Raw genomic sequence first — 19,396 nt, 5'->3', positions numbered from 1 at the left:
CGCGCGATCGTTCAACTCACGAAGTACTCCGCGGGCCCGCGGCGCAGCATCGCCTCGACCCCGCCCGGATACCAGGGCATGAGCGAGGACGCTTCGGCCAACGGCACCCATGCGACCTCACGGACGTCGGGATCGTCCTCGGGCGTCTGCGCAGCCGCGGCCGAGTCGACGCAGCTCCCCTCGAACACGATGAACAGGTCGTGGACCGCGCCGTGCTGCTCCGACACGCTCACCACTCCACCGGCGCGGACCTTCAGCCCCGTCTCCTCCAACGTCTCGCGCACCGCCGCATCGGCGAACGTCTCCCCGCTCTCGCGGCGACCGCCCGGCAGACTCCAGGTGTCGGCGTTGCGCACCATCAGCACCTTGTCCTCACGCGTCACCAACGCGTACGCCACATCCACCCGCTCCATCCCCCGAGTCTCCCGCGAACCACCCGACGGCGCAGCAATTCCGCGGACCCCGAAGAGAACACCCGGTGCGCCCCGCAGCACGCCACGACACCGACGAGGAGGGCCGAACGTTGATGATCGGCCGACCGGCGCCGAAACCACACTCGCGCTCGCCCGAGCACGTCCAAGCGGCCGCGCACCCCATCGCCGCCGCGACCTACGACCTGGCCGTGACCACGGTGACCGTCCGGACCGACCATCCGCCGCTCCTGGACGAACTCACCGACTACTACCGCACCACCACCCGCCCCGGCGGCTACCGCATCGACGCGCGCCTCCGCCGCCCGCCCGACGAGAGCCGCGCCGACCGGTACGGCGTCACCTACGACGTCGCGCCCGGTGGGGCCGGTCGGCCCGGCATCCGGGTCGTCTGCCCGGCACCGGCGCGTCTGGCGACCGCCGTCCGCAAGACGGTCCGGGATGCGATGACCGACTGGCTCGACCGCCGCCGCTACGCGATGTTCCACGCCGCCGCCGTCCACCGCGACGGTCTCCTCGTCATCCTGGCCGGCGACGCCGGCGCGGGAAAGACGACCCTCGCCCTCGACGCCGTGCTCCGCCACGGCTTCCACTTCATCTCCAACGACCACTTGATCGTCTACGCCGATCCTGCCGGGCCCAACCTCGCGATCACCTCACTGCCCACCCGAATCCCGCTGAAGATCCGCACCTGCCTCGACTACGAAGCGGCACTGCCCGAACCGAACAGGACAAGCACGCAACCATCCCTGCGCGCCCGCCTCGACCCATACCGGACGCTGCCAACCGACCAGGTCAACGCCATCACCACCCGCGTCGACTTCCTCTACTCGACCTTCCGCCAACCCAACCCCGTCACCCTCGACATCCACCCCGCCGGCACGCCGAAGACCGCGATCGTCTTCCCCGAGTTCGGACCCCAGTGGCACACCGACCCGATTCCGACTTCGGACGCCGCCACCGCCCTGGCTGCACATCTGCGCACCGACTGGGTCTTCGACGCAGACTGCACACCCAACCACTTCGCCTCCCCCAAACGCACCATCCACCAGTTCACCGACGACGGCCGCGACCTCGCCCAACACCTCGCCGAGAACGCGACCGCACTGCAGATGAAACACCAAGGAACACTCGACCGGCTCCTGTGCAGCCTCTGACGACCGAAGCAGCCCGGTCGACCATGTGCTCGATAACACGCAGCGGTGCGACGTTCGAGGGAACGCCGCTCGACCGCGCGCCCGGCTACCGCTCGGAGCTGCCATTCGTCCTGGTCGGTTGGCGCGCACGGCCTACGGGGCTGGGCTTCGCGGACTTCGGCGTTCGTTCAGGCCGGTGAAGCGGGCGAAGCTTCACGGTGAACGGGATAGGAAGTCGCGGTGCCGGTAACCTCGCGGGCATGGCGCTCGGGGGCGTCGTCCTCACCATGGGCAATCGTCCGGCAGAACTCGTCAAGCTGCTCGACAGCGTGCTCGCCCAGGACGGCGGCCCGGCGCGGATCGTCGTCGTCGGCAACGGAGCCCCGCTGCCCGACCTGCCGGACGGTGTCGACACCCTGAAACTCCCGACAACCTCGGCGTCTCGGGCGGCCGCAACGCCGGGCTCGACGCGCTCCGCCAGGCCGGCCGACGTCGATGTGGCCGTCTACCTCGACGACGACGGCCTCGTCCCCGACCCGACCACCTTCGTCCGCCTGTACCGGCTCTTCGCCGAGCGACCGGACCTGGGCATCGTGCCGTTCCGCATCGCCGACGAACGCGGCGAGACCCGGCGCCGCCACGTGCCCCGCCTGGGCGCGCGCGGCGCACTGCGCGCCGGGCACGTCACCACCTTCGTCGGTGGTGGAAACGCCGTCCGCATGGCCGTCGCCGACCAGACCGGCGACTGGCCCGCGCAGTTTTCTTCTCCCACGAGGGGACCGATGTCGCCTGGCGCGCCCTCGATGCCGGATGGACCGTCGAGTACCGGCCGGAGTTCGTGCTCCATCACCCGCGCACCGACCCCGCGCGCCACGCGGTCTACTACCGCACCACCGCCCGCAACCGCGTCTGGCTCGCCCGCCGCAACCTTCCCGCCCCGCTCATCCCCGTCTACCTCGGGATCTGGACGGTCGGCACCATCGCCCGCCGCCCACCCCTCACGGGCCTTCGCGCATGGATCGCCGGCTTCGCCGAAGGCTGCCGCGTCCCCTGCCCGCCCCGGCCGACCCATGCGCTGGCGCACCGTCTGGCGCATGACCCGCCTCGGCCGCCCACCCATCATCTGACGGCTCGGCCCGCGCCGGGCGTCAGCAGATCAGTCCCTGCTCGGTGCCCATGGTTCCGAGCAGGGTGGGTCGTATCTGACCGTGCTCAGCCGCCGCCTGGCGCAGGGCACACACTGGTACGTCCGGTGGCCACGAAGCCCACGCGGTCGCTCCGCGCAGGACGCGCACACGCAAGGGTGCCAGCCGACGATCACAAGGTGCGGTCCAAGCCGGTGCCCGGCCGGGCACTCGAACGGCGGGTCAGCGAACGTCACATGCACAGGCTACCGAACGCGTGTTCGATGCAGTGCGGTCCGGTCCGCGCCGGGATTGACGGCGGCTAACTCGAAATTAGCGGCCGGGAATTCGCATCAGATCTCTTTCGTCCAATTGGTGGAGTAAAGTTCTGCGGTTCATGCGCTTCGTCGTTGCCGGGCCTCGTGTTGCCATTCTCCGAAAGTCCTGTTTCCTTGGCGGCGTTTGGCTTGGGGGATGTTGCGTGCGGCCATGCCGATGGGTGTGGGGCCGTAGGCGGCGCGCAGGTCGGAGTCGTGGTCCCAGTTCCATCCCGCGTCGGTGATCGCGTTCTCGGTGGGGAAGACGTCTGCGGTGCGGTCGAGCCCTAGGTCGATATGTTGGTCGTGTCTGCCTCCGAGTGAGTAGATCCAGCGGAGGTTAGCGGGGGGCTCGGGTTCGACGTGGCGGCGGAACATGAGCACTTCTTTCGTGTAGCAGTAGAAATGAGTTCCGGGGATGGCGTTGACGATCCGCAGCCATGCCGCGAGGTAGTCATCGGAGAAGAAGTCCCCGCTGTCGTGGATGCGGACGTAGGCGCCGATAAAGCGCGGGTGGCGAAGTTCGTTGCGCATCGCGGTCTCCCAGCCCGCCGGGTCGTCGAGGACGAATGCCAGGTTGCGGATGTGGGCGGCGCGGACGGCGGGGAATCGGTAGGCGCCGGCTCGGGCGTAGCACGCTTGGGCGCAGACGCCGGCGGACGGGCAGGTCGTGACGGTGCGGCCGTCGGGCAGGCGCGCGGCCAGGGCGGGCAGGGTCCAGGTCCAGGTCCCTTCGCGGGCGAGTCGGCGGTTGGAGCGGGTGAGCAACCGCGTTGGGCGTGCGGGCGTGCGGGCGTGGAGTTCGGCGTTCTGAGCGGCGGGGATGGACGAGGCTCGGCTGCCGCGCCGGGCCTCGTCGGGATCGGGGCTCACTGGGTGTCACGCTCCGCGGGGGTGGCGGTGGTCCGTTCGGTCCAGGGCACGCCGAGGCTCTGGACGCAGGTCCGGGCGTGGTCGATGGCGGTGCGGGTCAGGGAGCCGAGGCTGTCGCCGGTCTCGACGGCGCGGAGGTCGGTGCCGCATTCGGTGCAGGTGAGGTCGCCGTCGAAGCCGTCGAGATGGACCCAGTCGAGGATCCAGCCGAGCGGGTCAGAAATGGTGATCGTCGGGGGATGCGTCATGCGTCTTCTCCTTGGTTGACGGTGGTGAGCGCGGGGCCGGGGTGTGGTTCGCCGGTTTCGGTGGGGGTGTTCGCTTCGCGGAGCGCGTGGTGGATCCGGGCGGCTTTGGGGTGGCCGACGCGCAGGTCGCGTTTGATGCGGCGGATCGACGGGAGTTCCCCGGCTTGGAGGGCGGGGGTGTAGAGGTCGATCGCGGCGAGGACGTCCGGGTCGTGCCCGTCGGTGGTGTCGTGGGTTTCCCCGGCGTCGTCGAGCTGGGGGACGTTCTCCTCGGCCTCGGCGAACCCGGCAGGGGCGGGTGGTTTCGGTTGGTCGCGCATGAGGCGGATGAGGAGTTCGAAGCTGCCGACGGCGACGAGGGCGGGCCAGCCCGCGACGGTGGCGCCGACTGCTCCGTGGTCGAGGCCGTGGGCGACGTTGGCGCCGACGGTGGCGATGACGCCGGTGAACAGCAGGCCCCAGGCGTGCCAGGGCGCCCGGCGGTTGTTGCGGGCGTAGTGCAGGATCACCAGCGAGCACGTCGCGATCAGGCCGTCGACGGTGAGGGGGAGCGCGCGGGCGATCGCGCCGGACTCGCCGTAGCGGGTGACGAGCTGGTAGGCGTGGCCGTAGCTGATCACGGCGGCGATGCCGGTCACGCACAGGACGGCTCCGGCCGCTCCCCAGCGGATCAGCCGGTCCCCGGCGCTTGGCCGAGTAGACGTTTCAGGGTTTCGTTGCGGGTCCTCGCCTGGGTCGCGTCGGATTGATGGGGTCTGGTGGTTCAAGGGCGAGCCTCCTTCGTTCGGGATTTTCGGGCTGGGGTGCTCTCGATGGGGAGAGCGGGGTGCCGGGTGCGGGGAGAGCGGTTACGCGGTGGTGCGGTGGCGGAGTTCGGCGAGCGGGAGCGGGCGGGAGCGTCCGTCGCGCCGGTCGCGCAGGATCGCCACGTCACCGAGCTGGTCGCGCATCCGGGCTTCGGCGGCTTCGGCTTCGGCGAACCCGTCGGGGTCGACGGTGAGCATGCGGGTCCACTGCCGGATGCCGGCGCGGACGCAGAACCCGCCGCAGTTGTTGTGGCGCAGGTTGTAGGGCGGGACGTACAGGGCGGGGGGTCGCAGCCTGAGGCTGGTCGCCCAGGCGAGCATGTCGTCTTTGGTCAGGTGCGGGCGCTGCAGCAGCGGGAACTCCACCCGCCACGGACGCCAGCCTTTGGCGATGGCGGGTGCGCGGTGCTTCTCGAAAGAGTCGATGCCGACGTACAGGACCGTGCGGTCGGGCGGCAGCTCGGCCTCCAGCCAGCGCCGGGCGGGGAGCTGTTTGAGGATGCGCGAGCAGGGGGCGATGCGGTTGTTGCCCAGGAACCGGACGTCGCTGAACAGCTCGAACGGAGTGCGGCCGTCGCAGACGCGGGTGACGCCGAGGCCGAGTCGCGCGGCGGCCTGGCGGCTGAAGCGGTACAGGTCGGGGTGCTCGACCAGGACGTCGGCGAACAGCAGGATCATGCGGTCGGTGCCGTGCGCGGCGGCGACGCGCTGCGCGGTGGCCCAGGACCCGATCCCGCCCGACCACTGGACCACGTGCCAGACCTCGGTGGTTGAGGTGGTGCCGGTGCTGGTCATGCGGCGTCCTCGTCACGTGCGAAGAACGCTGCCCCCGACGCGGTCTCGGGAGCGGTTCCGGTGGTCTTGTCGGGGGCGTCGGGTGGGAAGGCGTCGGGGAAGCGGTCGCGGGCCTTCGCGGGGGAGAGTCGGCCGTTGACGCGGGTGTAGGGGAGGCGTCCGGTGCGGACCTTGCGGGTTGCGGCGAAGGTGTCGAGGGCGTCGGCTTTGGTGACGATGCTGCGGAGGTGGTTGTCCAGGGCGTTGGCGACGGTGAGGGTCTTGGTGTTGACCCTGACGACCTCGTGGAAGCGGTCGCCGGTCTGGACGAAGTCCCCGGCGGTGAAGTCGCCCGGCCCCCAGACCTTGGCGTGCTGCTCGCGTTCCAGGTGGGCGACGTGGGTCTGCCAGTACCGGATCTCCTCGTCTAGCAGGACGAGCTGGGATTCGGTGGCGGCCTGCTCGCGGGCGTCGGCGGTCAGGTGGACGCGGGCGCGGTTGGCGCTGAAGTCCAGCCACAGGACCCGTGATCCGTCGGGGTGTTCGTCGAGCCGGTCGTACAGGCCGGCGGCGTCGGTGAGCGGCCAGGTCTCGTCGCGTCCGGCGAGGAACCGGTGGCGGCGGCGGACGTCGGCCCCCAACTCCGTCAGCCGCGCGAGGGCGGCGGGCAGGCTGGTGCGATGGGAGGGGAAGCCGGCGGCGGCTCGGGATCGTCGCGCCAGCTCCCGGCCCTGCTCCAGGCGCTGGCGGCCGCGCTTCTCCTTGGCCAGTCGGCGTTCTTGCGCGCGGACCTCGCGGTTGTAGGAGGGGTGGTCGACCAGCAGCGGCTGGTCGGGCGGCATCCGGTGCCGCTCGCGGGCGACCTGGTCGATCAGGTCCTGGCCGCGGGCGGTCGCGGTCTCGGCGCGGTCGGCGAGGCGGGCGGCGCGGTCGGCGGCGCGTTCGTGGCGCTGCCGTTCCAGCTCGGCGAACGTCGTGGTCGGGAGGGTGACGTCGTCGATGTCCAGGCGGGCGGGGTGTCCGGCGGCGCGCAGCGCGGCGGCGCATCGCTCCAGCTCGACCCGGTGGGCGGGACGGCGGCGGGTGGAGCGCAGATACCAGGACGCCGGACCGAAGGCGGGATGGTCGGGGAGACGGCCGGAGCGGCGGAGGCCCGCGGTGCGCAGGAGCGGTTCCGCGTCCTCGGGAACGGTTCCGTACACCACGGTGCCGGTTTCCAGGGTGTGGCTGATGATGATCACAGGCTGCCTTCCTTTCGGGAAAGGGAAAGGCGTCTCGCCGGGAGCGGCGAGACGCCAGGCGGAAGCGGGTGCGAGAGCGGGTCGAGAGCGGGCAGGAGCACGGGGAGGGAAGCGGCGGTTCGGGCTGCCTAGCGGGTCACGCGGCCAGGTTTAGGTCTTGGACGATGCCGGGATGGGCGCGGTCGATCCGGGCCAGCAGGGCGCTGCGCCAGGCCAGGGCCTCGTGGACGGAGTTGCCGTGGTGGGAGAGCGGGTCGCCGGGGCGGCGGCCGTCCCAGCGGGCGGCGCGGGACCAGGCCAGGCTGTCGCTGGAGACGAGCTTGTCGGCGCAGGCCAGCAGTCCGGTGGTCTTGACACCGAAGGCGTGCAGCCGCACGCCCTGGTCGGCGAGCCGGTCGATCATCAACAGCATCGGCACCGTGATCTTGGTGCGGCGGCAGACCGACCCGAGCCCGACCAGCGGAACCGCGCGCAGGTCGATCCCGGCGTCGCGCCAGGCGCGCGCATGCCGCAGGTAGTCCGACGGCCGAGCGCCCTGCAGCGTCGGAACCCAGGGCAGGCCGGGCTCCAGACTCAGCAGCTCCAGATAGTTGTCGATGGTGAGCCGCTGATGGTCGCTGACCGTCAGGCCCGTCGCGGCGAGAACTTCGTCCTCGCACATGAAGTCCATCTGGCCGCAGGCGTCCATCGGGCCGATCTCGTCGTGATAGCGGCGGGCGGCGCGGGCGTAGGAGCGGGCGGTGAAGGTCCACCGGCCGTTCATCGACAGCTCGGTGAAGCCGCCGGAATCCAGCATCCACCGGCCGCCCGGCCGCAGCCGCGGCAGCGTCACCCGCCGCAGGAGCGCATGGTGGGACACGCACAACGGGACCTGCACCCGGGCCAACCAGTCGGAATGATGACTTCCCAGGTAGAACCGCATCATTGGACCTCGCAACCCCGGATGGTCTGGGAAGAGACGGCGATGCGCCCCTCGCAGACGGCGGTGCCGAGCGCGGTCACCTCGAACGCCGCACCGTCGACCAGCGCGCGCGCCGCTTCACCGGATGGAGCGCTCACGGTGCCGGTGACCAGCATCGTGAGCGCGAAGCCGAAGACCGGCGGACCGGTGCGCTCGCCGGGCGGCGCATCGGGTTCGTGCAGGTCCACCAGGGTGGCGGCCTCGGTGTCGGTGTTGATCACCGTGAACACGTTGGCGATGGAGCCGGGCGCGCTGCGGTTCCGCCAAGCCGCTTGAGCAGCCTGGCGGGGAGTCGGTGCGTCCTGGTCGATCTCCCAGCGCACGAGATAGTTCGGCATGGGCAACTCCTTTATGGGGTTGGGGTGTCGAGGGCGGCCGCACCTGGTGCGGCCGCCCTCGATGAACCCCGGGGTGTGGTCCGGTCAGGCGGCGGCCGCGGTCGGCTCGTGCATCACCAGGTCGTCATCGGTGGCGGAAGGCTGAGGGGTCGGCGCGTCGCCGCCCGTCGGCCAAGGGGCGGCTTCCTCGGCGTCGGCCTCGCTCGCCGGTTCCTGCGGCGCTTCCTCAGCGGTCTGCTCATCGGAATCGGGCTCCTCTAGGTCGTCGAACCTGCTCGGGTCGGGCGCCTGCGCGTCGGCGTCGGTCGGCTCGTCGGTACTGGCGTCGACTCCGGCGCCGTCGTCGCAGTCGTCGTCGGTTTCGGTGGCGGGTTCGTCGGCGGTGTTGTCGGTGGGGTTGTCGCCGCGGTAGGGCGCGCCGTCGGCGACGGCGCGTTCGATCGGGGACAGCTCGTAGCCGTGCTTGGCCCCGATCTCGGCGATGAACCGCAGCCAGGCCCCGGCGTCCTCGCGTTCGATCGGGCTGTACTTGTCGTCGCGCCAGGTGTTGCGCCGCTCGCCGTCGCCGGTGATCTCCCTTTCGTAGGCGGTCGCGATCGGGACCAGCAGCAGCATCCACAGGCCGGGGAGCGTGGACTTGGCCACCGTCTCGGGAGCCGGGTCGCCGAACGTGCGGAACAGATCGGTGCTGCTCGCCGAGCCGAGTGCCCGGCGCAGGGCCTCGGGCATCGTGACGATCTGCGTCGTCACGAACCGGGAGATCACCGCGGCGACGTCTCTGGGCGCGGTCTTGCGCTTGAGGAATTCGGCCAGCCACTCGCGCCGCACCATGCCCGCCGCCGACCAGGCCGCGTTGCCCTCGATGACGATCGCGCGCTCGGTGGAGGCCTTGGTCGGGGCGCTGCCGCCGCGGGGCAGGACCGCCGGTTCGGGCGGGGTGGTGGTGCCGGTGTCGGCGAAGCGGTGACCGTACTGCTCGGGGTCCAGGCAGTAGTGGTTCGGCGTGGCACCCGACCAGGCGGGGAGCCACGCGCCGCGCCCGGGGCAGTCGGCGTGGGCCTCGACCGTCATCTCCTGCTCGCCCTCGTCGTCCAGCAGCCGGTGGAGCGCCACCGCGCCATCGGGCCGCTCGTCGGTGAGCGCGAGGCCGGCGGCTTCCAGTTCGGCGACCAGCTCGGCGCGGCGCTTGGCCGCCTTGCGCTTGTCTTCCAGCCGCTGGATGACGTACTTCAACGGGCTGTAGGTCGAGGCTCCGGCGATGTACTCCAGCGCCTCGGGGTCGTCCTGGTAGGGAGCCAGCAGTGCCAGTTCCTGCAGATCGGTGTCGTAGGACAGCGACTCGGCGATCTGCAGGGCCGTGCCGTTCAGCCCGCCCACGCGGATGCCCGCCTTGACCTGCTCGCGCCCCAGGCCGGTGCGCCTGCGGATCTCGGTGCGCGTCAGCCCCTGCTGGTGCGCATGGAACAGCGCCAGCGCCTCTTCCTTCTGCGACAGATCCCGCCGGAACCGGGAGGTGATCAGCATGTGCAGGTACTGCATGCCCTCGTCATCGGCGGCGTCCGCGGAGAAGAAGTACGGCACCTCGTGCAACCCGACCTTCATGGCCGCGTCCAGGCGGATGTTGCCGTCCACGACGCGGAGCCCGTCGCGGTCCGGATCGGGAGCGATCTCCAGCGGCGTGATGATTCCGGCGCTGGCCACCGACCGGCAGAACGCCTGATCGGCCTGCTTGTCCTCCCGCACGTTCCCCGGGTGCGCGGCCAGCCACGCCACCGGAATCATCGGCCGCTCGGTGAAGCGCGCCAGCTCCTCGGGCGACAGCGCCGGCCCGCCCTGCGACCCATCGGTCGAACCGGCGCTGCAGGACTCACCGGCGACGGGTTCGTGATCGGTCTCGGGCTCGATGCCGCCTTGGTCTTCGAGGATGCCGTCGGCGCTGGTGCAGATGTCGATGTCGATGTCGGCGGGAGCGTCGGGGTCGATGTCGGTCTCGCTCAAGGTGCCCTCCAGGCGGTCGGAACGCCGGACGGGCTCGGCCACCGCGTCGCGGCGACCGGGGGACGCGGATGGTCCCTGCCCGGCAGCGAGGCGACCGCGGCGCGCGCCGCCGGGAACGCAACCGGCGGTCCCGGCGGCGGCCAAGACTGTTTTCCGACGAAGGAGGAAAAGATCTTGGCCGCCGTCGGGCGAGCGCAAGCGAGAGCCGGTTGTCGGGCACGGCCAGCGAGCCGCAGCCTCAACGCGGCCGGGCAGGGACCAGCGCCCTCCAGACCCGGCACCCGAACGGAGGCCCTAGAACGCCGAGAGCCCGGCACACAGAACGCGCACCGGGCTCCTGGAACACCAGACCTCAGTCCTCGACGATCACCGGCTGCCGCTTCACGATCGCGAACACCGGAGTACCCGGACCCGCATACGCGCCGGTGAGGTTGAACCCGATCCACTCATCGGCCTCCTCCTCGTCCATCCCGTGCTCGACAAGGACGTGCAGGCACAAGGCCAGGTCGTACAGCGCCACGGTCCGGTGACTGCGGCCGAACCAGCCCACGGCCGTCCCGATCAACGCCGCCTCGAAGCCGTCCGCCAGAAGCGCCTCGCCGTCGCTGCACTCCATGAGCCGGTCCCGGATCGCTTCGAACACCGGATCACTCATCCGCATCACCAGCCCGCGCCCGTGACCGGCCCCGCCGCCGAGCCCCGCCGTGCGGCGCCGCCACGACGGGCAGACCGCTCCGGACATCGAATGGAACACCGCCCGCGACCGCCGCATGCAGCGACTCGCGGAACTCCACCGCCTGCTCCAGCGACGAGAAACTACGCCCCCGCCGCCGCCCGGCCACCAGCCACGCCACCCGAAACGACCGCCGCGCCCCCTCATGCACGACCACCCGCTCGCCGACCAGCACCTTGTGCGTCAACGACCGCTGGCGACCACCCATCCGAGACCCCCGCGACTCATGCGAACCCATCAGAACCGCTCCCTTCGCCTAGACGCCCGGCCCCGGATGCTGCGGACTCCGCCGCGAGGCAGGCGTTCGTCTGCCATGCCCCGCCTGCGGCGACATCGCCGAGGCGTGAATACGTCAGTGTGAACATGTGCCGCAAATTTATACTCATGTATACGACTGGTCAATGGGTGAACCGGATCGAACGAGTGAGGTGAACGTGTCCTGCTCGCGTGGCCAAGCCAGTGAACGATGGGGCGGCGCTGCATGTACCGGCGGGCGGGGTCGTGAGTCTGCTGGTCGTGCTGGTACGGGCGTCTCGGCTGAGCGCGACGTATTGGGCACGAGTCTCGCCAACACGCTGGACGGATTGCGAGGCCGGTGAGTGATCGTTGAAGCCGGACTGCTGGCGGGTGTCGCGATCTACTATGCGCACGTTCGAGCCGGCCTGGCGGGGCTGAGGTCGGGGCGACTTCGCTGTTTCATTGTTGGGGCCTGTCGTCCGTGGCCATGGGCGGACTGCCGCGCTGGGTCGCGCGACTGCCTGGGTGCGCGGGCGATCTGGCCGGTCCCGCTGCGGGTTCGGATGTTGTCGCGGGGTCCATGCATGGTCGACCAAGCGGGGCCGGTCGTTCTCGCCCCCTTCTGTTGACATATACTGATATGTATGAAGTATGCTCATGTATATGTACTGTTGGCATGGCGGTAGCCCGGCCTTCGGAGCGGGCCGGGAGCCGGGTGTGGATCATCGGAGTTGTGAGCGTGGGAGTAGCTGGCGCTGCGGCGCCTAGGCAAAAGAAACAGGGAGGCAGGTGATGTTTGGACGGCGAAGCTTCAACCGGTATGCGGCGTGGAAGCAGACGGGTCCGGAAGGTTCCGGCTGTCGTCATGAGCCGGGATGAGTGGCTCGAACGTGAGTTGGGAAAAGCTCCTGTCCGAGACGAAGAATGGCGTAAGCGCACACTCAAGCTGTGGGGGCTGCGTAACGCGTGAACGATAAAAGGCCGCTACTTCGAAGTAGCGGCCTTTTCTGGTTATTGCCTATGTGGACCACTCGATTTCGATGAGTTCAGGATTAAATGGCCGTCGACCACGGCCTTGTGGATGAACGATCACGGCGCGGATGTCCTGCTTCAGGCGGTACTTCTTTTCCGCGATCGAGTATTTCTCCCACTCTCTGAGAAGAGTCGGGTACTCGGTCTTTTGCTGGAGCTTCGATGCCATGAGCCTTTGGCGTTCGTCTCTCAGTTCGGCTCGCTCCGTCTCCAATTCCTCCATCAGATCGAGCGCCCGAGTGAGGGTGATGCGCTTAGACTTGCGGCGCTCATTGACCTCATCGATCTCCTGCTCGATCTCGGCGATCCGCTCGTCATGGACGGTCTCATCGACCTCGTCGTCCTTCGCGACCGAGCCGAGGGAACGGCGGACCTCCTCAAGGAACGCCGCCTCTACAAGCTCCTCGATCGGCGGTCCCACGCGCGTGACGCCACCGCAGCCCCCAAGCGTGCTCAGGCAGGCATACCGGTACCCGTATCGCTCGTACGAGGGGGACTGCTTGCTGTACCAGTTCGCCGTCAGCGGGAACATGCACTTCCCGCATCGGGCGACGCCGGACAGCAGGTACTTGTCCGACGTCTCGTGCGGCTTGTTGAGGCCCTTCTTCCGTCTTTCCTTGCGCGTCTTGATCGCCTCGACGCAGGCGGCCCACTCGTCGGGCGTCACGATCGGCTGCCACGGGCCGATGACGGGCTTGCCGTCCTTGTAGACGACGTAGTCCGGCATCCACGGCTTCTTCTTACTGTCCCGCCGCTCGGACTGGGGCAGGTAGGTCATGTAGCCGCAGTTGCGAGGGTTGACGAGGATCGCCTCCACGGTGGAGTGGTCCAGGGGCATGGCCCGCTCGCCGTACCTCTCCAACCCCTTCTTCGTCTGCTTCTTCTGGTAGCCCTTCTCGAACCACTCTTTCCGAATGGTCCCGATCTTCTTGCCGCCGGGGACTGCGCGGGTCGCGTCCGCGAGATCTTTCGACTCGACCGGGTGGATGGTCTCCCGATCGTCGGCCCATCCGAACGGACGCGGAGCGCCGTGCATGACGCCCTTCTCGGCGAGACGCTTGTTCTTGCGGGTGGTGCGCCGCTTGGTGCTGGCGACCTCCATCCCGCCCATCGTCGCCTGCATCATGAACATGGCGCGGCCTTCGGGCTGGGAGAGGTCGACTCCGCCGCTGAACGAGAGCCCGACCAGCTTGGCGTTCATCTGGTACAGCCGGTTGATGCGGGCGGCGTCGTACTCCAGCCGGGCCAGGCGGTCGGAGTGGTAGAAGAGAAGGCCTTGGATCGTCCCGGTCTCCAGGTCGAGCAAGCTCTGCTCGAAGTCTTTGCGGACGATGAACGGGTCGGTCGCCGGGGTGTTGTTGTCGTTGTAGATCGCGCCGACCGTCCAGCCGAGGCCGGCGGCCATCCCCTCCAGCTCGTCCTGCTGGGCTGCGACCTCCTCGCCGACTTCGCGCCACGAGGCGGCTCCGGCCTTGAGGCTCTTGTCCTCCGAAACGCGGAGGTAAAGCCCGACGACAGGCGGGTTCGCGCTGGTCGCTGCGTCGCGAGGGGACATGTCCCCGACTCTAGCAAAAAGAGTGTTACAAACTAGTCTTTGGTCAGAAGAAGACGACGCGCCACTTGCCCTGGTGCGACTTGTGGTTGATGGTCTCGAACGCGTTGTCCGGGTCCAGGGAGACGCAGGCCGTCAGCTCGTACTCGGGGAACTGGTCACCGACAGTAAGCACGCAGGCTCCTTTGATTGCGAGTGTGGCGGTCCCCGCGGCGCGCGGGACACGCGGGGCGGATGCGGCCGCCGGGTCCGGCGGGACCTCCGTGGCGGCCGATGTGGCAAGAGTGCCGCACGGGCTTTGAAAAGAGAAATCAATCCGCCACATGATCCCGATAGGGTTTCCCTATCAAGGTGGCGGAGTCCCTGCCCGCTGGGCCTCCTGTCCGGGGACCTACCCCGGACGGGCGCAGAGTATGACCGATGTCACGCTGGCGGCGGGTGGATGCGGCGACCCCGGAGTGTAGCCGCAAACCACCGCAGAACACATCATCGGGGACGTATCTCACGGGCCTTCCTGCGCCGCGACGAGCTCCCGGTACGCGGCGTCGCGCGCGAGCAGTTCGTCGTGCGTGCCGGTGGCCGCGACCCGGCCGCCGTCCAGGACGACCACCCGGTCGGCGGCGCGGATCGTGGAGAGCCGGTGCGCGATCGTGATCACCGTGTGGTGGGCGCGGACCTCGTCGACCGCGCGCTGCACGGCGCGCTCGTTCGCGGCGTCGAGGTTGGAGACGGCCTCGTCCAGGACGATCACCGGCGTCTCGCGCAGCAGCGCGCGGGCGATGGCGATCCGCTGCCGCTGCCCGCCCGACAGCCGCGCGCCGCGCTCCCCGCACGGCGTGTCGTAGCCCTCGGGGAGCGCGGCGACGAAGTCGTGCGCGGCCGCGCGGCGCGCCGCCGCCTCGACCTGCTCGTCGGTGGCGTCCGGGCGGGCCAGGCGGATGTTCTCCCGGACCGACAGGTTGAACAGGTACACGTCCTGGGGGACGAGCGTGACCGCCGAGCGCAGCGCGGCGACCGGCACGGTCCGCACGTCGCGGCCGCCGACCAGGACGCGTCCGCCTTCGGCGTCCCAGAACCGCATCAGCAGGTTGACGCAGGTCGTCTTGCCCGCGCCGGAGCGGCCGACGAGCGCGACGGTCTCACCGGGCCGGACGGTGAAGGACGCGCCGGCCAGGACGTCCGGCCCGGCCGGGTCGTAGCGGAACCGGACGTCCTCGAACCGCACCTCGGCGTCGGTGCCGTCGAGCGCCCGCGTACCGGTGTCGGCGACGTGCGCGGGGAAGCCGATGATCGCCAGGACGCGCGCGGCGGCGGCGCGGACCTCGCCGAGCGTCCGCGCCGTGGCGGAGACGGCGGCGATCGGGCCGAGCGAGGCGAGGCCGAGCACGATGAGCGGCGGGAGCCAGCGGACGTCCAGCCCGCCGCGCGCCGCCGTCAGCGGCAGGAGGACGACGCCGAGCGACAGCAGCAGGTCGGTGACCGCCTGCTCGGCCCCGGCGCGGCGCGCGTGGGCGGCGGCGTGCCGGTGCGTGCGGCGGGTGCGGGCCGTCAACCGGTCGAGGTACCAGCCGCCGCGCCCGAAGACGGTCAGTTCGCGCAGGCCCTGGACGCCGTCCAGCGCCTCGGCGTTCAGGCCGCCCAGTTCGGCGCGCAGCGCGCGGCCCTGCTCACCCGCGCGTCCCGCGAGGACGAACGGGACGACGGCGACGAGCGCCATCAGCGCGAGGACGACCAGCGCCGTCGGGACGTCCAGGACCGCGATCACCGCGAGCGAGGCCAGCGACACCAGCACCGCGCCGACGTAGTCGCCCGCCGTGTGGGCGAAGAACATCTCGGTCTTCTCGACGTCGGCCATCGCGGACGCCGTGAGGTCACCGGTGCGCCGCCCGAGAATCCGGCCGGGCGCGGCCCGCTCCAGCCCGTCGTACAGGCGGACGCGCAGTCCGGCGAGGACGCGGAACGCCCAGTCGTGGCTGATGTACGCCTGCCACCACGCGGCGACGCCGGTGAGCGCGGCGGCCGCGCACAGCGCGACCGCGCCCGGCGCGAGGTCGCCCGCCGAGTCCCCGGCGAGCGCGGAGCCGACGAGCCACGCGCCGAGCGTCGCGGTGGTGATCGCGAGTGCGGGGAACGCGATGCCCGACGCGACGACCAGCGCGAACGCGCGCGGGCTCTCCAGCAGGTAGGGCAGCAGGCCGCGCAGCGGGCGGTCCGCGGCCGGTTCGGTCGTCACAGGTTCGCTCCCGTCAGTTCGGCCTGGGCCGCGAGCAGGCGCGCGTACGCGCCGCCGCGGCGGGACAGGTCCTCGTGCGTGCCGGTCTCGGCGATCCGGCCGCCGTCGAGCACGACGATCCGGTCGGCGTCGCGGACGGTGGACAGCCGGTGGGCGATCACCACCGTGGCGCGGTCGCGCGCGCCGGTGCGCAGCGTCCGCTGGATGACGGCCTCGGTCGCGGCGTCCACGGCCGAGGTCGCCTCGTCCAGGACGAGGACGGGCGCGTCCCGCAGCAGCGCGCGGGCGATGGCCACGCGCTGCCGCTGCCCGCCCGACAGCCGCAGGCCGCGCTCGCCGGCCTCCGCGTCGAGCGCGACGCCGTCCAGCCCGGCCGCGGCGGCGGCCGCGCTGATCCGCGCCGGGGTCGCGTCGGGCCGGCCGAACGCGATGTTCTCCGCGATCGTCCCGTGGAACAGGTACGTGTCCTGCGGGACGAGCGTGACCGTTTCGCGCAGGACGTCCGGCGGGACGAGGCGGAGATCCGCGCCGCCGACGCGCACCGCGCCCTGGTCAGGGTCGAGGAAGCGGAGCAGCAGCGCGGCGAGCGTGCTCTTGCCCGCGCCGGACGCGCCCACGACCGCGACGGTCTCGCCGGGCGCCACGGCGAGCGAGACGCCGTCGAGCGCGGGGCTCTCCTGGCCGGGGTAGGTGAACGTCACGTCCTCGAACGCGACGGACGGCCCGGCGGGCCGCGCGGCCGACCCGGCGGGCGGCGGCGGGACGGGCACGGGCGCGGCGAGCAGGTCCTCGACGCCGCGCGCGGCGCTGACCGCCGCGATGCCGTCGTGCGCGTGGCGGCCGAGGTCGTCCAGCGGACGGAACATCTCCGGCACCAGGAACACGACGGTCAGCAGCGCCGTGACGGACGTGCCGCCGGCGGGGAACGCCGCCGCCGCGTAGACGATCGCCGCCGCGCCCGCGCCGAGCGTGCCGATCTTCTGCACGCCGAGCTGCATGAGGCTGTAGCGGAGCTGCGCCATGACCGTGCCGCGCAGTCGCTCGGCGCGTTCGGCGACGGCGGCGCGGCGGTGCGCGGCGGCGTCGAACGCCTTGAGCGTCGGCAGGCCCTGGACGGTGTCGACGAACTCGGCGTCGGTCTCGCCGATCGTCCGCCAGACCGCGTCGCTGCTCTCGGCGAACGCGGCCTGCCAGAGCCCGCTCCCGCCGACGGCGACGAGCGCGCCCGCCAGCACGATCGCGGCGAGCCACGGGTCGAGCGTCAGCAGCAGCGCGAGGACGGCGAGCGGCCCGGCGAGCGCGTTGACGAGCGCGGGCAGGTACCGGCCGAAGTAGGACTCCATCGCCTCGACCCCCTCCACGAGCGCCGCGCGCACCGCGCCGCCGCGCGCCACCAGCAGGTGGCCGACGCCGAGCGCGAGCAGCCGCTCGTACAGCCGGACGCGCAGGCGTTCCTTGACCGCGGCGGCCGTCCGCGCCGCCGCGACCTCCGCGAGCCAGAGGCACGCCGCCCGGACGGCCAGCGCGCCGCCGAGCCAGACGAACGCCTCGGTGGGGTCCCGCTCGCGCGCCGCCGCGGCGACGACGTGGGCGAGCGCGACCGCCTGGACGACGCGCGACGCGGTGATGAGCAGCCGGAGCAGGGTGACGGCGGCGAGCGGCCAGGGCGCGGTCGCCGCGAGCCGGAGCAGGCTCCGGTTGAACAGCAGCATGAGGCCTCCTCAGTTAATGACTGACCGTCAGTCATTAATAGGATGCCTACCACGACCCGCCGTCCGCGCGGAAGGGGTCGCTACGATCACACCGAGCGGAAGGGGGCGACCGGGAGCGTGCGGCCACGAACCAAGCCCACCGAGGAACGCCGGGCGGACCTGCTGGACGCGGCGGAGGCCATCGCGGTCGAACGCGGCGTCGACGCGCTCACCGTCGACCAGGTCACGGCGCGCGCGGGCGTGTCCAAGGGCACGTTCTACCTGTACTTCAAGTCCAAGGACGAGGTGCTGGAGGGGCTGCGGGACCGCTACGTCGCCGGGTTCCTCGTCCGGCAGGACGCCGCCGTCGCGCGCGCCGCGCCCGGCGACCACCTCGCGCGTGTCCAGGAGTGGGTGACCTCGGCGCTCGTCGACTACGTCGAGGACCACCGGCTCCACGACGTGGTGTTCCAGCACCGGCCGCCCGTCGAGGACGCGGGGGAGCACCTGCCCGTCGCGGCCGTCGCGCGGCTGCTCGACGAGGGCGTCGCGGCGGGCGCGTTCGCGCTGCCCGATCCCGCCGCGACCGCGATCGTGCTGTACTCGGCCGTCCACGGCGCCGCCGATCACCTCATCCACTCGGGGGAGCGGACCGCGCCCGACCGCGTGGTCCGCGAGATCCGGCGGCTGTGCCGGGCACTGCTGGTTCCGGACTCCGCCTGACGGCGCGCTCGTCCGACTGCTGACACGTGCGCGTGAGGCCATCCGAGCACCGGGCCGCCGGCTCGTTCGCGTGGGGCCGCCCGCGTACCCGGCCGGTCAGTGCGCCTTGCCCGCGCGCCAGTAGCCGCAGAAGGCGATGTTCTCCTTGGGCACGCCCGCCTTGACCCAGTGCCGGCGCAGCGACGTCGGAAGGGACTGCTCCCCGACGACCCAGCCGTAGAACGGCTCGTCCGGGATCGGGAGCGCCTGCGCGCAGGCCAGCGCGGCCTGGCCCGGCGCGGAGTCGGCCGTGCGCACGACCCACTCGACCTCGACGCCCTCGGGGCGGTCGAGTCGCTGCTCGTCCTCGGAGGACGGGATCTCGATGATCGCGCGGCCCGTCGTCTCCGGCGGCAGCGAGGCGAGGACGCCCGCGGTCGCCGCCAGGCCGCTCTCGTCCGCGACGAGGATCGTCCGCGCGAGCGACGGCGGCGGGTTGTACCCCGCGCCCTCGTCCAGGATCGCGGCCGCGTCCCCCTCGGCGCACGTCTCGGCCCAGGCGGCGGCGGGCCCGGCGGTGCCGTCCGCCGCCGAGCCGTGCAGGACGAAGTCCACGTCCAGCTCGGGACCGCGCGGCCCGTCCGGCCGGAACGCGCGCACCGAGTAGTTGCGCAGGACGGGCCGCGTCTCCTTGTCGATGGTCAGGTACTTCATGTACGAGAGCGCGGTGAGCTTGGCGGGGATCCGGTCCAGCGAGCCGCCGGGCACGGGGATGAACAGCCGGAACCACTGGTCGAACCCCAGTGGGACGAAGCGGTCGATGTCGCCGCCGCCGAGCGTGACGCGGGAGAAGTGCGGCGAGATCCGCTCGCGCCGCAGGACTTCGAGTGTGAGCAACTCGGACCGTTCGGGCTTGATCCGTCGTGCGGTCAGGTTCTGGCGTGCCACCGCGTCATCTCCTTTGAGTGA

Annotated in this window: 18 protein-coding genes; 3 read left to right on the top strand and 15 right to left on the bottom strand. The window is 71.2% G+C overall.

Features of this window, described 5'->3' with window-relative positions; translation table 11 throughout:
• Positions 1-11: 11 nt before the first annotated feature.
• Positions 12-413, bottom strand: a complete 402-nt coding sequence (locus G339_RS0117965; RefSeq protein ID WP_019632466.1) for an NUDIX hydrolase — start codon at positions 411-413, stop codon at positions 12-14.
• 113 nt (positions 414-526) lie between these two features.
• Here G339_RS0117965 and G339_RS0117960 point away from each other — a divergent pair, with 113 nt between their 5' ends.
• Together G339_RS0117960 and G339_RS37920 are read left to right on the top strand one after the other, a co-directional pair.
• Entirely contained in the window at positions 527-1,588 is a 1,062-nt protein-coding gene (locus tag G339_RS0117960) for a phosphoenolpyruvate carboxykinase (ATP) (RefSeq protein ID WP_019632465.1), read from the top strand.
• A gap of 239 nt (positions 1,589-1,827) precedes the next feature.
• Positions 1,828-2,694, top strand: coding sequence for a glycosyltransferase family 2 protein (locus tag G339_RS37920; RefSeq protein ID WP_240489845.1), 867 nt, complete (start codon positions 1,828-1,830; stop codon positions 2,692-2,694).
• 392 nt (positions 2,695-3,086) lie between these two features.
• Here the strand turns inward: G339_RS37920 and G339_RS0117950 are convergent, their stop codons facing one another.
• From G339_RS0117950 to G339_RS0117885, 13 genes are all read right to left on the bottom strand, one after another.
• Entirely contained in the window at positions 3,087-3,833 is a 747-nt protein-coding gene (locus G339_RS0117950; protein WP_051107887.1) for a GP88 family protein, read from the bottom strand.
• 44 nt (positions 3,834-3,877) lie between these two features.
• Positions 3,878-4,129, bottom strand: coding sequence for a hypothetical protein (locus tag G339_RS0117945; RefSeq protein ID WP_019632462.1), 252 nt, complete (start codon positions 4,127-4,129; stop codon positions 3,878-3,880).
• Complete coding sequence (locus G339_RS36865; RefSeq protein WP_276203770.1) at positions 4,126-4,896, bottom strand: DUF2637 domain-containing protein; 771 nt, start codon at positions 4,894-4,896, stop codon at positions 4,126-4,128. The genes G339_RS0117945 and G339_RS36865 overlap by 4 nt, the downstream gene beginning before the upstream one ends.
• 81 nt (positions 4,897-4,977) lie before the next feature.
• Positions 4,978-5,730, bottom strand: a complete 753-nt coding sequence (locus tag G339_RS0117935; RefSeq protein ID WP_019632461.1) for an adenine nucleotide alpha hydrolase family protein — start codon at positions 5,728-5,730, stop codon at positions 4,978-4,980.
• Positions 5,727-6,950 carry a DUF3560 domain-containing protein gene (locus G339_RS0117930; protein ID WP_019632460.1) on the bottom strand — a complete coding sequence of 408 codons (1,224 nt, stop codon included), beginning with the start codon at positions 6,948-6,950 and terminating at the stop codon, positions 5,727-5,729. Before G339_RS0117930 ends, G339_RS0117935 begins: the two co-directional genes overlap by 4 nt.
• Positions 6,951-7,086: 136 nt before the next feature.
• Positions 7,087-7,872 (bottom strand): deazapurine DNA modification protein DpdA family protein, encoded by a 786-nt coding sequence (locus G339_RS34190; RefSeq protein WP_033323474.1) that lies wholly within the window; start codon positions 7,870-7,872, stop codon positions 7,087-7,089.
• On the bottom strand, positions 7,872-8,249 hold the full coding sequence (locus G339_RS0117920; protein WP_157407841.1) for a hypothetical protein: 378 nt from the start codon (positions 8,247-8,249) through the stop codon (positions 7,872-7,874). The genes G339_RS34190 and G339_RS0117920 overlap by 1 nt, the downstream gene beginning before the upstream one ends.
• Positions 8,250-8,333: 84 nt before the next feature.
• Positions 8,334-10,247 (bottom strand): ParB/RepB/Spo0J family partition protein, encoded by a 1,914-nt coding sequence (locus G339_RS0117915; RefSeq protein ID WP_157407840.1) that lies wholly within the window; start codon positions 10,245-10,247, stop codon positions 8,334-8,336.
• Between the two features lie 352 nt (positions 10,248-10,599).
• Positions 10,600-11,019 (bottom strand): hypothetical protein, encoded by a 420-nt coding sequence (locus G339_RS0117910; protein ID WP_240489844.1) that lies wholly within the window; start codon positions 11,017-11,019, stop codon positions 10,600-10,602.
• 1,216 nt (positions 11,020-12,235) lie between these two features.
• On the bottom strand, positions 12,236-13,804 hold the full coding sequence (locus G339_RS0117900) for a recombinase family protein (RefSeq protein ID WP_019632454.1): 1,569 nt from the start codon (positions 13,802-13,804) through the stop codon (positions 12,236-12,238).
• Between the two features lie 43 nt (positions 13,805-13,847).
• A complete protein-coding gene (locus G339_RS40890; RefSeq protein ID WP_019632453.1) occupies positions 13,848-13,976 on the bottom strand; it encodes a thioredoxin domain-containing protein in 129 nt (42 codons plus the stop codon).
• A 327-nt stretch (positions 13,977-14,303) separates the two neighbouring features.
• Complete coding sequence (locus G339_RS34185; protein WP_019632452.1) at positions 14,304-16,034, bottom strand: ABC transporter ATP-binding protein; 1,731 nt, start codon at positions 16,032-16,034, stop codon at positions 14,304-14,306.
• Positions 16,031-17,746, bottom strand: coding sequence for an ABC transporter ATP-binding protein (locus G339_RS0117885; protein ID WP_019632451.1), 1,716 nt, complete (start codon positions 17,744-17,746; stop codon positions 16,031-16,033). The genes G339_RS34185 and G339_RS0117885 overlap by 4 nt, the downstream gene beginning before the upstream one ends.
• Before the next feature lie 117 nt (positions 17,747-17,863).
• On the opposite strand from G339_RS0117885, the gene G339_RS34180 reads away from it, so the two are divergent.
• Complete coding sequence (locus G339_RS34180) at positions 17,864-18,448, top strand: TetR/AcrR family transcriptional regulator (RefSeq protein WP_019632450.1); 585 nt, start codon at positions 17,864-17,866, stop codon at positions 18,446-18,448.
• 96 nt (positions 18,449-18,544) lie between these two features.
• On the opposite strand, the gene G339_RS0117875 is transcribed toward G339_RS34180, so the two are convergent.
• Complete coding sequence (locus tag G339_RS0117875) at positions 18,545-19,375, bottom strand: siderophore-interacting protein (RefSeq protein WP_019632449.1); 831 nt, start codon at positions 19,373-19,375, stop codon at positions 18,545-18,547.
• Positions 19,376-19,396 lie beyond the last annotated feature (21 nt).

It is taken from the genome of Actinomadura atramentaria DSM 43919 (genome assembly GCF_000381885.1).
Classification (GTDB): Bacteria; Actinomycetota; Actinomycetes; order Streptosporangiales; family Streptosporangiaceae; genus Spirillospora; species Spirillospora atramentaria.
The sequence above is the reverse complement of the archived record's forward strand: the minus strand, read 5'-3'. Positions and strand labels throughout refer to the sequence as shown.